The sequence below is a fragment of the Clostridium sp. CF012 genome, assembly GCF_018861755.1.
Taxonomy (GTDB): domain Bacteria; phylum Bacillota; class Clostridia; order Clostridiales; family Clostridiaceae; genus Clostridium_AD.
Map to the genome: position 1 here is coordinate 17,838 of NZ_JAHLEF010000004.1, position 15,089 is coordinate 32,926.

The window sequence follows — 15,089 nt, forward strand, 5'->3', positions numbered from 1 at the left end:
TAATCTGTAAATAATCCAATTACAATACCTTTTTTACAAAATTATTATTATTATTTTATTCTAAGCTTTTTTTTCAAACCAATAAGAAAATACACATTCCTCTTCAAATCCAATATGCTTATACATATTCACTGCAATTTTATTAGATGTAATTACTAAAAGTTTTAACTCATCTAAATTTTTCTCGTATAGCTTATTAATACATTTCACTATTAATGATTTCCCCAAACCCCTATTTTGATAAATTGGTGCAATAGCTAATGAATCAATCCATCCTATATTTTCATCACTAGAAAGTTCATATATACCACAAGGTTTCTTATCAAAAAAACATATCCCAATCAAATCTTCATTGTTCGCATATTGAACTATATAATCTCTTACCTCTACCTCATCTATAGTTCCTCCATTAGGACTGCTTTTAAAAGCTTGGTTATGAATATTCATGTATTCATATGAATTTGAAATACAAAGAGGCCTAAGTTCCATTCCCTTGTTTAATTTCAGATTCATATTTTTTCTAACCCTATATCTCATAACTACCGCATCATAAATGTGATTGAATTCCAATTTATTAATATATGAAATAAGGTATTTTTCACTTTCACGAATACCGATTTTTATACTTCTAGCACAACCCATATTGCAAGATTCAACTATTCTTTCTATCAAAATCTTTAAAATCATTTCCGTGTTTTCTCTTTCAACATATACATCTGTAATAAATGCCTCTCCTATGCTGCTGATTTCCTTGGTTATTAAAGCTACACTTCCTTTTATTTGGCCTTTATGAAATAGTATAAAAACGGTGTTCCCATAATTAAAAGTATCACTTTCATATATTTTACTCATTTCTATATAGGTTTTATTATAAGTTAAGTCTGTGCTTTTAATGAAATTATATAGTTCCTTCTTCTGCTGAGAAGATATTATTTTAAACTGTTTAATTTCCATTGGCTCATCCCCCTTTTAACTATTTATCCAATAAATAATAAACGTAATTTTTCTACTGCGTTATGAATTTAAGAAACAAAGATTAAAAATTCTTTAAATTTCCAATTTCTCTATGAAATGAGGATACAAGTATTGCCTTTCGACGCTAGTTCTTATTCTATCACAATCCGAAACCCTTTCGGAATTGTCGGGGTGTGATGCCATGTATTTTCTTAAATGCCTCTGTAAATTTCGATGGGCTTTCATAGCCACACTTTTCTGCGATGTTTTTGATGCTTAATTCATCAGCGCCTAGAAACATCATTGCCCGTTTCATTGTTTCTGTGCGAATATAGTCGAATATAGTCATACTGTAAAGCTGCTTGAAGGATCGTCGCAGCTTTGTCTCACTCATCTCTGCAAGTCTGCACATAGCGATCATAGAGGGAGGATTCAATATGTCCCGGTCTATGTTTGCCTTCACCCTGTATGTTTTTTGCTCATTCTCCCATGTCACATGATTGCGACGGTTATCACTCCATGGCCTCTCGCGCTGTGTATTGCATACAATCAATGACAATAGCTCACCCATCTTACATTCGAAGTTCATCAGAGGCATGTCACCACTTCGTACGCCCCACCGTATTTGCTCAAGAACAAGGGTGATATTTGGGGTATTGTAATGAGTTTCCTGTAAGCAACCTAGATCATCCATTGAAAAAGGTGGGTCAAGAGGTCTATCCTTAAGGAATTTTTGAATAAACTCTTCAAAAACCAGAACACAGGTATAGCAAGTGTGAATATTTGCGGGGAAGGTTATTTTTAGTGACTTTTTAGGATTAACAATCACATGGTTTATTGGAGTCAAGAGTTTTGGAGACTTCCCCCTCTGGGTAAATGTAATATCCCCGCAATCCACACAGAATATCAACATGCAAGGCTTTTCTATCTCCATTGTATAGGACAGTGTCTTAGTGGGAGTGAACCAAGCGCTGCTGACAAAGAGCCCCTTCGCTGCATGCATTTCCATGATCCAGCCATTTTCCCAACTGGGTGGGAAGTTGTATTTGATGCCATTACCATAAGGTCGTTTCTCCAAACCAAAGCTGGCTGCCATAGCTCCAAAACCCAGTTCAAATTCATTCGTAGTCATATTAACACCCCTCTTTCCTCACAAAGTAAACACAACAGATTATGATACCTGTGTATTACAAATTGCTAATTATAGTGTATTATAACATTTCCATAAATAGGGGACAAGCATAAAAAAACATCCCAAAACGGTACAATCCTACTCCAAAATCAATAAATCATAAATAGAAAAACAGCTAAAAAATACTGTTGAATACTGCGTTTAGGTCAATTTCTATTGTATTCTAAGTTCTACTTAGTTATAAGTTGTCCTGTTGACATACTAAAAAGTGATTGGTACAATTGCTAATAGTTAGAACACTCTAACATTTACCCTTTAGGCTTTATGAAATTGTCCTTATTTCACCCACTAACCCTGAAAAACTTGTTTTTATCTAAAAGGAGGAATATATAAAATGAAAAACAAATTGATTTCCCTATTATGCGTAGGAGTAATTCTAGCATCCGCACTAGTAGGCTGCAGTACTGCAAACACTTCCAAATCGCCCGATAATAAGTCTTTGACTGTGGAAGACCCGTCGAAAAATGTTTCTGCAACCCGAACCATATCTACTAAACTTGGTGATGTAGACGTTCCTGCAAATCCCCAAAGGGTAGTTGTACAGTATCTCATGGGAGACATTATATCCCTTGGCATTAAACCCATTGGTATATCTGAAGTATATGATGGTGCGGCATATCATGAAATAACTGCTGGCATTAAAGACTTAGGACACTTTGGAAGCTGGGATGTTGAAGCTATTATGCTTTTGAAGCCTGATTTAATTATCACCATCGATAAAGAACAGGTTGGAAAGCTTTCTAAAATTGCACCTACGGTTTATGTTCCTTATGGGGATATCTCAACAGAAGAAAGAGTCACACTGATTGGACAGGCATTAAATAAGGAAAAAGAAGCTAAGGAGGTTATTGGAAATTATTACGCAAATATTGAAGCATCAAAAAAGAAATTGCAAGAAGCGGGGTTTAACAACCTAACAATCTCAGTATTAGAAGGCGACCAAAAAAGTATGGGTGTGAAGGGAGCAAGATTTGGAGCAGGAATGGTAGCCTACAATTCACTTTCCCTAAAAGCACCAGAAAAAGTTCAAAAAAATATTATAGATAAGAATTCCTTCGCAGAAGAAATCTCCTTTGAGGTACTCCCTGAGTATTGTGGCGATTTTATCATTCGTAATGTATATGAAGGTGTAGAGGATTTAACCAAAAATGAAATATGGAATTCTCTTCCTTCAATTAAGAATAATCGCTTGATTGAAATGGAGTTTGGGTTGAGCTATTACACGGATATTTATTCAGCAAATGCCCAAGTAAATTATATTACAAATGCTTTGCTTAAAGCTCACAGCAGTAAGGTAATTGGAAAGGATAAACAATGACAAGCATAAGTTCTATAGAACCGAAAAAAAAGGGGCGACTCAACTTCACCCTATATATGATATTAGGAGTAGCACTCCTAATATTGGCAACTGCAGCTTCAATTTCTTTCGGAGCGGCCAACATGGATTTGTCAATGGCATGGGGCGCAATTTTCAGTTTCGATTCTAATCTGACAGAGCACCGTATTATACAAACTCTACGATTTCCCCGTACGGTGGCAGATATAATTGTAGGAGCCAGTCTGGCAGTAACAGGTGCAATTATGCAGGGAACTACTCGAAACCCACTTGCAGACTCTGGACTTATGGGAATCAGTTCTGGAGCCACCTTTGCAATGGCACTATGTTTTGCTTTTTTACCTGAACGCAATTATGCTCAAACTATGCTATTTGCCTGCCTTGGTGCCTCAGTGACAACCGGTTTAGCTTATTTTATTGCATCTATGGGAAAAAGAGGCATGACACCCCAACGCCTTGTTTTGGCAGGTATGTCTATCTCTATGCTTTTTGGAGCCTTAAGCTCCGCCGTTGCTATCAAATACAATATAGGACAAGCATTAACCTATTGGACTGCAGGGGGTACAGCTAGTGCAAAATGGATTGAACTGTTAGCAATTAGCCCTCTGTTTTTTATTTGTACAGCGGCTGCAATTATTATTTCCCCCTCCGTCACTGTGCTTAGCCTTGGAGATGAAGTTGCCGCGGGACTTGGACTTAACACAACTCGGGTCAGGGCAATTTCCACACTGATTGTGCTGGTGCTTACCGGACTTTCGGTAGTTACGGTCGGCCCTGTTGGTTTCGTTGGTCTTATAGTCCCCCATATCGTGCGGTATATGGTAGGTGTAGACTACCGCTATATTATTCCTGCATCGGCATTGTACGGAGCTGGTTTTTTGGTTGTAGCGGACCTTTTGGGACGCCTGATTAACCGCCCTTACGAAACACCCCTGGGTATTATCTTTGCTATTGTAGGCGTTCCTTACTTTCTTTATCTCTCCAGAAAACAAAGGAGGGAATTTGAATGAAGAAACAAAGGTATACCCTTGGAAAAGGCTTACTTACACTATTGATTCTCGTTGTACTTGTGCTAGCTATCGCCATTTTCAGTATCAATTCCGGCAAAATGAACCTATCGCTGGTGGAAGTGTTAAATGTAATTTTAGGCAAGGGTACGGATCAGCAGAACCTTATTGTGTTCCAGTTCCGGATGCCTCGCATTGTGCTTTCTATACTTGTAGGCATCGGTATGGGCGTGTCGGGCTGCATCATGCAGAGCCTTCTTAAAAATGATATGGCAAGCCCTGGTACCCTTGGCATCAGCTCTGGCTCCGGGTTATTTATGCTGATTTATGTGGCTGTATTTTCCATAAAGGGATATTCATCCGCATTCACACTGCCTATGATGTCCTTTGTTGGGGGCATCACCGCTGCTGTACTAATTTTTCTATTATCTTACCGCAAAGGGAGGAATATCTCCTCCACAGGTCTGATTCTCACCGGCGTTGCCATGAGCAGTGGCTACGGCGCTTTGTCCCTAATGCTAACCCTTAAGCTTGACAGAACGCAGTTCGAGTTTGCGCAGCGCTGGCAAGCGGGAGACTTGTGGGGGGCTGATTGGAAATATATTGCAGTGCTGCTTCCATGGACACTGATACTATTTTTTTATGCACTTTATAAGTCTCGAATGCTTAACATCTTCAATGTAGGAAATCAGACAGCCACAGGCCTGGGCGTTAGAGTTAAAAAAGAGTTTTTAGGGCTGTCCCTAGCGGCGGTGGCGCTCTCCTCTGGTAGCGTGGCACTAGGTGGAAATTTCTTCTTTGTTGGGATGATTAGCCCCCACCTAGCTCGCAAGCTGGTTGGCCCAAATCATAAGCTACTTATACCTGCTTCTGCACTAATTGGGTCTCTAGTTGTACTTGTTGCAGACACCATCACCCGTACGGTAAGTCTAGGTGCGAATATTCCAACCGGTATTATTATCACCGTTTTGAGTACTCCATACTTCCTCTACCTACTGGCTAAATCAAATTAGGAGGCATAGATATGAACAGTATTGTAACAGACAACTTAGATATAGCTTATGACGAAACATTGATTGTAAATGCGCTTAATATGAAAATACCCCATGGACAGATAACCTCTATTATTGGTCCTAACGGATGCGGCAAGTCTACAGTATTAAAGGCTGTTGGCCGTATCTTAAAACCGAAAAATGGCCTGATTTATTTGAACGGCGAGGATATTCGCGATTTCTCCACAAAAGCGGTTGCCCAGGCAATGGCTGTGCTCCCCCAAACACCAACGGCTCCCAGTGGACTTACTGTGAAGGAACTAGTAGCCTATGGACGTTTCCCCCATCAAAAAGGCTTTGGAAGGCTGACTGCGGAGGATAATAGAATTGTGAAATGGGCCCTTGAGATAACAAAGCTTACGGGGCTTGAACACCGAGAGGTAGATACACTTTCAGGGGGGCAGCGTCAGAGAGTATGGATAGCCATGGCCCTTGCACAGCAGACAGATCTGATTCTTCTGGATGAACCAACAACATACCTTGACCTTTCACATCAGTTGGAGGTGTTGGAACTTCTCCATTCCCTAAACAAAAATCAAGGCTGTACCATTGTAATGGTGCTACATGATTTAAACCTTGCAGCGCGTTTTTCCGATTATATGATTGCCATACGTGGCGGCGACATAATCAAGCATGGAACGCCAAAAGAGGTAATGACTGTCCCTGTGCTAAAAGAGGTATTCACTATCGATGCTCAAATTGTTCATGAACCCAGTACAGGAAGACCGGTGTGCATTACCTATAATTTACTCAAATAGAAAAGGAGTGTTACCATTTGAAGGTTTGCTTAAGAGTTCTAAAAGGTGCAAAAAAATATTGGATTTATATCTTTATAGGAATGATTTCTGTAATTGTTTCTACACTACTTCAGCTTTATTCTCCCTGGGTGATTCGTGAGCTTACTGCCCTTGCCATAAACGGCGACCCTGAAATCGCTTCTAAGTCCCTTGTAATGGGACTTACGCTGCTTGCAACCTACATTTTAATGTGTTTTTGTTCTTTCACCAGGGGATATTTCACCCATTACGGTGCATATCACTATGTCGCAGATTTACGTACAGCTTTATATAATAAAATGCAGCATCTTTCCATGGGATATTATAATGATAAACAAACAGGTCAGCTGGCTAGTCGCATCATGAACGATGTGGTTAATACTGAGCTTTTAATCGCCCATGCTGTACCTGATTTAATAGTTAATGTGTTGACTTTGGGAAGCGTCGCTGTAATACTTTTTCTCATTAATGTTAAACTTGCCTTTATCAGCCTAATTGCCATTCCATTTTTGATGGCCGCTAATGTAGGGTATTCCAAATATGTCCGCCCTCAATGGCGACTGAATCAGAAAGCCTTGGGGGAACTGAGCGGCGCCCTTCATGATAATCTTTCAGGCATGAAAGAGATTCAGGTATTCAATCAACAGGATTATGAAACAGAAAAAATTGCCAGTCTTGCACGTAACCAAACCAATGCCTTTCTTAATGCCACAAAAATGGGCGAACTATTTCATCCGTCTATTGTGTTTCTTAGTTCGGTAGGTTCTGTAGCAGTTATTATTTACGGTGGCTATCTTAATTCCATAGGAGAGGCTTCTATCGCCGACATAGTAGGATTTATTATGTATCTTACACTATTTTATCAGCCCATCACCAACCTGTCCGGCGTTAACGAAAACCTAAACAATGCCATAGCTGGCTGCGAACGTGTATTTGAGGTTATGGACGAAGTTTCTAGTGTACAGGAAAAGCCGAATCCTACAGAATTAAAGAATGTGAAGGGGGCGGTGGAATTTTGCAACCTTACATTTCATTATAACCCTGATCTGACCGTACTTTGTGGCATCAATCTAAAGATTAAGCCAGGTCAAACAGTTGCTTTGGTAGGCACCACAGGAGTGGGAAAAAGTACTATTGCTAGCTTGCTCAACCGCTTTTATGACCCTGTAGAGGGTGAAATACGAGTAGATGGAATCAACATTCGGGACGTATCCCTTAAAAGTCTACGTGACAACGTCAGCATGGTGCTTCAAGACACCTTTCTATTCACCGGTACAGTATACGAGAATATCGCTTACAGCTGTAAAAATGCATCACGAAAACAGGTGATAGAAGCATCTAAGGCGGCCAATGCCCATGAATTTATAGAAACATTGGAAAATGGCTATAAAACCCTTATTGGTGAACGTGGAGTTCGCCTATCCGGCGGACAAAAACAGCGAATCTCTATTGCCCGAGCTTTGCTGCGAAACGCGCCTATTCTGATTTTGGACGAAGCAACCTCTTCGTTGGATACCAAAACAGAAAGGGAAATCCAGCATTCCCTAGAATATTTGTTCAAAGGGCGTACCACACTGGTTATTGCTCACAGGTTATCCACAATCCGCTCAGCAGATCAGATTGTGGTTCTAGATGGATCAGGCATTGCCGAACAGGGTACTCATGATGAACTTCTGCAAAAATGCGGTTCCTATGCCAAGCTGTGTTCTATGCAAGCTTCATAGCCAATACTCCAAACCCTCAAATAGTAAAACATCCTGCCAAGAAGAACCCTCTTCTTGACAGGATGAAATATAATATTTAAAATTTATTAAATTTTTTGTGGTCATACAACAATAGAAATCTATTTCATATGCTCCTTACATTTTAGGTTTTATAAACACTCTTTATTTTTATTAAACAACAGGTTATAATTAAAATATTAGAATGGTGTAACTTGATTTTTGAAATGGAGGAAAACTAATGAAAAACCTGACTTTTACCATGGAAAACTACCTTGAAGCTATCTATACCCTATCTGCTGATGGGAAAGGAGCGAGAGTATCCGATATAGCTGAAATTCTTAATGTAACAAAAGCAAGCACTAATAGTGCCATGTCAACTCTCTCTGAAAAAGGATTAATTATAAACGAAAAATATAAGGAGGTATTCCTCACTCCCACAGGACTTAAGTTGGCTGAATTCACATCTAAAAAGCATGAAGTGATTAAGAGATTGTTTGTGGAAGTTTTAAAGATTGATCCTTATGTTGCGGACAAAGATGCCTGCGCAATTGAGCATGTTATCAGCAGTGATTCGATTTATGCAATGCAACAATTTCTTTCTAATTTTACAAAAGAAAAATGAAGTACTTATTATGTTATAATATACTTTTCGCTATAGCATATAATATAAGAAAAACTTCTTAATCTTTTTCCTTTACTGCTCTCTTATACTCATACATTCTATCATCAGCAAGTTTCACTAGCCCATTGTAACTTACCGCTTCCTGAGGGAACCTTGCAATACCATAGCTAAAACTACAGGTAATTTCATTCCCTTCGAAAGTAAATGGGTTGTTTTTCAACTGCTTAAATGATTGTTGAAGTTTTACATTTAAACTTTCTGAATCTATACCCTTATATACAGCAATAAATTCATCTCCACCATATCTAGCCAAAATATCTGTTGCGCCTACACTTGCAATTAAATTTTTGATGAAAGCTCTAATATATGTATCTCCTGCTAAATGCCCATAAGTATCATTAATAACCTTCAATCCATTTAAGTCAAAAATAGCTAGCTCAAATTCCTCATTATAACTAAGTGCGCTATTAAAGTATATATCAAAGATTTCTTCGAAATATCTTCTGTTGTATATATTGGTTAACTTATCATATCTAGATAGATATATTGTCTCTTCATACAATTTGTGTTTACTAATAGCTATTTCAATTTGACTTATGAAATGCTCCATGCTTCCTAAATCTTCCTCACTAAATGCATTAGCATAATTGCAATCTACATTAACCAATCCGTAAAGTTTGTTTTCAATTATGATAGGTGCACTAATACATGATTTTATATCCCACGGTTCTTCACTCTTACAAACGTTTACTAAGTCAATCTCTTGTAATTCATCAATATCATTAATAATAATTGTTTTTTCTATATTCCCCTTCGTTTTTATCCAAGCAAAGGAACGCTCCAAGGGTAACCTAAAATTGTTTGCTGAGCCCGTATCAAAGCCTTTTGATACGGCAATCTTTAGCATTCCATTATCATCTAAAATCAAAACACTTCCAAATTCTGCATTTCCAATAATACCTATTGCTTTATCTAATATCAATTCAAATAATTCATTTATGTTATTTATGTCAATAATAGATTGGCTTACTCTAAGTATAGCTTGATTTAAATGTAATGATTTATTTATTTTCTCTTCAAGCATCTTACTTTCTTTAATAATCTCTTCACTTTTCTGCAACGCATCTTTAGCACGACTTAATTTAAAAATATTTAAAATTAGCAACAGTATCACAACTATAAACATAATATCTATGGCATATTCATTTTTAGAATATAGTATGAGAATACAAGCTGCAAATAACAATAGGAATCCAATTTTTTTTATCATACCGTAACTCCTTTTAATTACAAATACTAATTTTATTGAGATTTAATTCTAAATCAATTTTAAGCAGCTTTTTCATGTTTAGTGTCAATATCTTTTAAAGCTGCTTTATTATATATTAGCCAGTAGGCTAGTCCTACAAAAATTCCGCCCCCAACTATGTTCCCTAGTGTTGTGGGTATCAAATTTTGAACTATATTTACAAGATTAATATTTTCTATTTTTCCTGCAGTTTGGTGAGACAATTCTACATAAGTAGGGTTAAATTTTGCAAACAAACCCAATAAGAGATAGTACATATTTGCAACGCTGTGTTCAAAACCTGCAATGACAAATGCCATTATTGGAAAAAAAGAAATAAATACTTTACCAACTATATCCTTTGCCGCATAGGATCCCCACACAGCTAATGATACTACGAAATTGCAAAGGATCCCGCTGGTAAACGCCTCAGTAAATGTAAGCCCACATTTATAAGCGGCTACCTTTATTGCATATCCACCAAGTCTCCCTCCATTAGTGTTTAATAAACCACTATAATAAATTAAAGCCACAATAATAAAGGCACCAAAAAAATTCGCAAAGTACACTATTGTCCAATTTTTAATCATTTTTTTTAGTGTTATTTTCTTTTGAGCATAGGCTACAGTCAACAAACAGTTTCCAGTAAACAGTTCCCCACCGCAAATTATAACAAGCATAAGTCCCACTGGAAATACTATTCCCGCAATAAGTCTAGCTACTCCTAGATTTTCTATGCTATGAGATGCCATTGCTGCTGAGAATCCTCCGATAGCTATGAATGCCCCCGCCAATATTCCGAGAATAAGCGTCTGAATAAATTGATTATTTGCCTTTTGTACTCCAATGGATTCTACATAGTTACATACTTCCTTTGGGCTTAACATCGATTTTTCCATACTAAATCTCCCTCTATAAATTTCATTTTATTTGCAATATTTTATGAAAACAAAGGCGCAAAAAATAAAAGGAATTTAAATTATTCATTCCCTAGTGCTTATGTAAGACATCTTCAAAACTAACTAATCATATGCCATTCTAAGCTTTGAAGATGCCTAAATAATAAATCTGCATGTATCTTATTTTTAATTATCCAATTGTCTTATATATAACTTGTCCTATATAAGTGCATATTATAATTATTATCATTGATAATACCACTTGAACTGTTCCTTTCTTTAGTGAAAAAGGAGAATTTTTGCTAGTTTTTTTAACCACTGCAATTTTTTTAGTGGTCAATCTATTATCGTGTTGTACCGCTTTAGGATTAGGATAAATTACTTCTTCTTTTAAATAAGCAGCTATGCTTATAATTAAAATAAAAGCTGATAGAATTATTGCAATAGAGAAAAAGTTCATATTCATAGCGTAACCTATCAATGCTGCTATTGGTATAATAATTCCCAGTAACATGAGTAATTTACTAACTATTGATTTTGATATAGACTTTGACTTAGTCTGTACATGAGCTTTTGTGTTTAGAGGCCTATAAGTATTATCCTTTTTCATAATAACCCTTCTTCCATATTTTTTTCCAAAACTCTTAAGGTTATTATACCAAATTTTTAAATATTTGTTAACAATATTTTATATAGCATCTAAAATAAGCTAAACTGCTTATTTTAGATGCTATATATTTTTTTAAATTCAAAAGGCTTCCATATAAAATATATCAATATCCTCGAATAAGGTTGATTCTGAAATAGAATCCTCAGGAAATTGTTTAGCCAAAACTTGTTTGAATTTTTTTAGCTGCTGGTCAGAAATTTCTTCTTTCTTTGGCAAGGAATTCACCACCTTAATAAGATTATCAGCTTTTAATTTATATATAAATTCATTACCTATAATGCTTATATTATTTTCATCATCAAATTCCATATCTCCAGTTGTATCAATACTTATGCTTATATTCTTTAAATTGCTTATTGATTTATTATCACTATTAATTTTAGCTATATTAAGATATGCACTTACTCCACCCTTTGAATCCACTTCATTTTCCACCGAACTTCTAAAGGCAATCATTTTACCATCCTTAGATATCACAGCATCAAATATTTCTTCTTTATCTTTACTCGAATCAAAAATCTTATTACCATTAAGATATAGATTAGCTTTTGGTGTTGGAAACATATGTGGTGTATTGCTATAAAGAATATTTTTATTATTAATAGTAATATCTCTTATTGTACCCACACAAGATATAACCTCAGACTTATTTTTTATGTCGTATACCGCATATCCTGATACTGAAGGATTAATGTGCCCTGTCACCAAAATATTCACATCATCTATCCACTTCAAATCAATAATCTGTTGAACATTTTTGTTATTTATAACAATTTCTGTAAGCTTTTCAGTTTTAATGTCATAGATAACTACATGTGGAGGATATAATGCTTTTCCCTGATTATAATATCTAAATACTATTTTTGTTTTGTCTGGAGAAAGTTTCAATAAATCCTTCAATTTTGAATTATCCCCAATGGATTTAATTTGCTGCTTTATTTCATCATAAAGATAAACATTATTATTTTTTTCGAATGCTATCTTTGTTATTTTACCATTTACTATGACTTCTTCTTCACCCTTAACTTCATTATTTTTACTGGGTATAATTTCTTTATTTTCACTTTTATTTTTAATGAGCTTATATATTTTATTTGGGCCTACCATTAGAGCAATTATGCTTAAAACTAAACATAAACCAATAATGAATAGTTTGACATTTTTTTTTACTTTTTTATCATATATATTCATAATTTTGCTCCTCTTACAATCATAAGAATAATTACTTTTTTTAATCATTGGAACATAGACTATTATACCCCACTTGTATTAGCGTATCAACTAGAATGTTTAATATTTAACACATTTTCTATATGTTAAAATTTTCATTTAGGCAAGGACTATATATGTTTGTATTCTTGCATTTTTTAGAAAATTTAACAATATATTTATAAGCGGACGTAAAAAAAGGCATAAGTCTAATTAACTAGTGCCTTCTTTTATCTGTCAAAATGTCTTTCTATTTATTAAAAACTTCTTCTATTACTTTTGAAATTATTGCATCATCTGTTAAATATGGCAATGTAATATGATCAATGTTAGCATTTTTTTTATTGTAATCTATGCTTGTTTCTATTGAGTGTGGATTTCTAGCCCAAGCACGCCTAGCTACCCCACCCATAACATCCCAAGCCATTGATGACTTTATAATGCTATCTATTCTATCACTGCCATCAAGAACAAGTCCAAAACCACCATTAATAGATTTTCCTATACCTACCCCTCCACCATTATGAAGAGCAATTAAACTCATACCTCTAGCAGCATTTCCTGCAAAACATTGAACTGCCATATCTGCCATTACGTTACTACCATCTTTTATATTAGAAGTTTCTCTAAATGGAGAATCAGTTCCACTTACATCGTGATGATCACGTCCCAGCATTATGGGACCAACTTCTCCGAGTCTCACCATATCATTAAACTTCAAGGCAATATCTATTCTCCCCTGCGCGTCTTGATAAAGTATTCTAGCCTGGGTTCCAACTACCAATTTATTCTTTTCTGCATCTCTTATCCAAATATAATTATCTCTGTCCTGCCCACGTCTATTTGGATCAATACACCCCATAGCCGCCTTATCAGTTTTTACTAAGTCATCATGATTTCCACTTAAGCAAACCCATCTAAAAGGTCCATAACCATAGTCAAAAAGCATTGGTCCCATTATGTCTTCTACATAAGATGGAAATATAAATCCATCTTTCTCATCTACACCATTCTTAGATATTTCTATAGCACCTGCATCATAAATAGCTTTCATAAACGAATTCCCATAATCAAAGAAATAAGTTCCTCTATCTACCATTGTCTTAACTAGCTCAAAATGTTTAATCAAAGTTTTATCAACCAAATGTATAAATTTATCTCGGTCTTCTTTTAATAACCTGGTTCGTTCGTCAAAGCTCACGCCTTGTGGTGCATATCCTCCATCATAAGGAGCATGACAGGATGTTTGGTCTGATAATAAATCTATCTTTATGTTTTTATCTACTACATATTGGAGTAGATCTACTATATTTCCGTGATAAGCAATAGAAATACACTCTTTTTTCTCTATTTTTTCTGCCACAATTTTAAATATATCTTGAAGGTTATCTGAGGCAATATTCACCCAACCTTGATCCAGCCTTGTTTTAATTCTTGAATAATCAACTTCTGCGATAATCCCAATGCCATTTGCAATTTCTATAGCTTTAGGTTGAGCCCCACTCATTCCGCCAAGTCCAGAAGTTATAAATGTTCTACCTCTTAAATCACCATTGTCTGGTATTCCAAGTTTCAACCTTCCTGCATTAAGTAAGGTGTTAAATGTTCCATGTACTATTCCTTGCGGTCCTATGTACATCCATCCTCCTGCTGTCATTTGACCATAGTTTGCAACTCCAAGCTGAGTTGCTACATGCCAATCCTTTGGATTATCAAACATCCCTATCATAAGACCATTAGTTATAATAACCCTTGGAGCTTGTGGTGATGATTTAAAAAGTCCTAGTGGATGTCCTGACTCTAGTACAAGAGTTTGATTTTCCGTTAAATTTTCTAAATATTTTTTTATAAGTGTATACTGCATCCAATTTTGACATACCTGTCCCGTTTCGCCATAGGTCACTAATTCATATGGATATAATGCTATGTCTGAATCTAAATTATTATCAATCATTACTTGAAATGCTTTACCCTCTAAGCAATTACCGTTATATTCATTTATGGGTTTTCCATAAATACGACCTTGTGGTCTATAGCGGTATCCATATATTCTTCCTTTTGTAATTAATTCCTCCATAAATTCTGGAGCCAGCTTTGCATGATGTTTTTCGGGAATATAACGAAGTGCATTTTTAAGAGCAAGCTCTGCTTGCTCTTTTGAAAGAGTGAATCCTCTGTCTGGAGCTCTTCTTATTCCAGAAGCAAATTCAGGCATACTTGGCAGTTCATCATCTATTTTAATAGTCATAGCCTGTTCAATTTCAAAATTATTAATCATATATGCGCCCTCCTGTGTTAACAATATTATGTAATGTACCTACTTTAAATATTGTTATTATTTTTATTTTCTGTATATTAAA

13 protein-coding genes are annotated in these 15,089 nt (G+C 35.8%); 6 read left to right on the plus strand and 7 right to left on the minus strand.

The window, feature by feature from the left end; genetic code table 11:
• Positions 1 to 60 precede the first annotated feature (60 nt).
• Together KPL50_RS05755 and KPL50_RS05760 are read right to left on the minus strand one after the other, a co-directional pair.
• Positions 61 to 954, minus strand: a complete 894-nt coding sequence (locus KPL50_RS05755) for an N-acetyltransferase (protein ID WP_216297508.1) — start codon at positions 952 to 954, stop codon at positions 61 to 63.
• Between the two features lie 160 nt (positions 955 to 1,114).
• Entirely contained in the window at positions 1,115 to 2,086 is a 972-nt protein-coding gene (locus KPL50_RS05760; protein WP_216297509.1) for an AraC family transcriptional regulator, read from the minus strand.
• A gap of 394 nt (positions 2,087 to 2,480) precedes the next feature.
• Between KPL50_RS05760 and KPL50_RS05765 the strand changes: the two genes are divergently transcribed.
• The 6 genes from KPL50_RS05765 to KPL50_RS05790 all read left to right on the plus strand — a co-directional run bounded on the left by KPL50_RS05765 (position 2,481) and on the right by KPL50_RS05790 (position 8,663).
• The gene (locus KPL50_RS05765; RefSeq protein WP_216297510.1) at positions 2,481 to 3,464 is read left to right on the plus strand and encodes an ABC transporter substrate-binding protein; all 984 of its coding nucleotides are present in this window, start codon (positions 2,481 to 2,483) and stop codon (positions 3,462 to 3,464) included.
• A 56-nt stretch (positions 3,465 to 3,520) separates the two neighbouring features.
• A complete protein-coding gene (locus KPL50_RS05770; RefSeq protein WP_253200473.1) occupies positions 3,521 to 4,492 on the plus strand; it encodes an iron ABC transporter permease in 972 nt (323 codons plus the stop codon).
• Entirely contained in the window at positions 4,489 to 5,502 is a 1,014-nt protein-coding gene (locus KPL50_RS05775; RefSeq protein WP_216297512.1) for an iron ABC transporter permease, read from the plus strand. The genes KPL50_RS05770 and KPL50_RS05775 overlap by 4 nt, the downstream gene beginning before the upstream one ends.
• 11 nt (positions 5,503 to 5,513) lie before the next feature.
• Complete coding sequence (locus KPL50_RS05780) at positions 5,514 to 6,299, plus strand: ABC transporter ATP-binding protein (protein ID WP_216297513.1); 786 nt, start codon at positions 5,514 to 5,516, stop codon at positions 6,297 to 6,299.
• Between the two features lie 17 nt (positions 6,300 to 6,316).
• Positions 6,317 to 8,041 carry an ABC transporter ATP-binding protein gene (locus tag KPL50_RS05785; protein ID WP_216297514.1) on the plus strand — a complete coding sequence of 575 codons (1,725 nt, stop codon included), beginning with the start codon at positions 6,317 to 6,319 and terminating at the stop codon, positions 8,039 to 8,041.
• Positions 8,042 to 8,279: 238 nt separating this feature from the next.
• The gene (locus KPL50_RS05790) at positions 8,280 to 8,663 is read left to right on the plus strand and encodes a metal-dependent transcriptional regulator (RefSeq protein ID WP_216297515.1); all 384 of its coding nucleotides are present in this window, start codon (positions 8,280 to 8,282) and stop codon (positions 8,661 to 8,663) included.
• A 58-nt stretch (positions 8,664 to 8,721) separates the two neighbouring features.
• Here the strand turns inward: KPL50_RS05790 and KPL50_RS05795 are convergent, their stop codons facing one another.
• The 5 genes from KPL50_RS05795 to KPL50_RS05815 form a co-directional block, all read right to left on the minus strand.
• Positions 8,722 to 9,933, minus strand: a complete 1,212-nt coding sequence (locus KPL50_RS05795; RefSeq protein ID WP_216297516.1) for a sensor domain-containing diguanylate cyclase — start codon at positions 9,931 to 9,933, stop codon at positions 8,722 to 8,724.
• Between the two features lie 59 nt (positions 9,934 to 9,992).
• Entirely contained in the window at positions 9,993 to 10,850 is an 858-nt protein-coding gene (locus KPL50_RS05800; protein ID WP_216297517.1) for a formate/nitrite transporter family protein, read from the minus strand.
• A 190-nt stretch (positions 10,851 to 11,040) separates the two neighbouring features.
• The gene (locus KPL50_RS05805) at positions 11,041 to 11,460 is read right to left on the minus strand and encodes a hypothetical protein (RefSeq protein WP_216297518.1); all 420 of its coding nucleotides are present in this window, start codon (positions 11,458 to 11,460) and stop codon (positions 11,041 to 11,043) included.
• 138 nt (positions 11,461 to 11,598) lie between these two features.
• On the minus strand, positions 11,599 to 12,711 hold the full coding sequence (locus tag KPL50_RS05810; protein WP_216297519.1) for a hypothetical protein: 1,113 nt from the start codon (positions 12,709 to 12,711) through the stop codon (positions 11,599 to 11,601).
• Positions 12,712 to 12,979: 268 nt separating this feature from the next.
• The gene (locus KPL50_RS05815) at positions 12,980 to 15,007 is read right to left on the minus strand and encodes a urocanate hydratase (RefSeq protein WP_216297520.1); all 2,028 of its coding nucleotides are present in this window, start codon (positions 15,005 to 15,007) and stop codon (positions 12,980 to 12,982) included.
• Between the last annotated feature and the right edge of the window lie 82 nt (positions 15,008 to 15,089).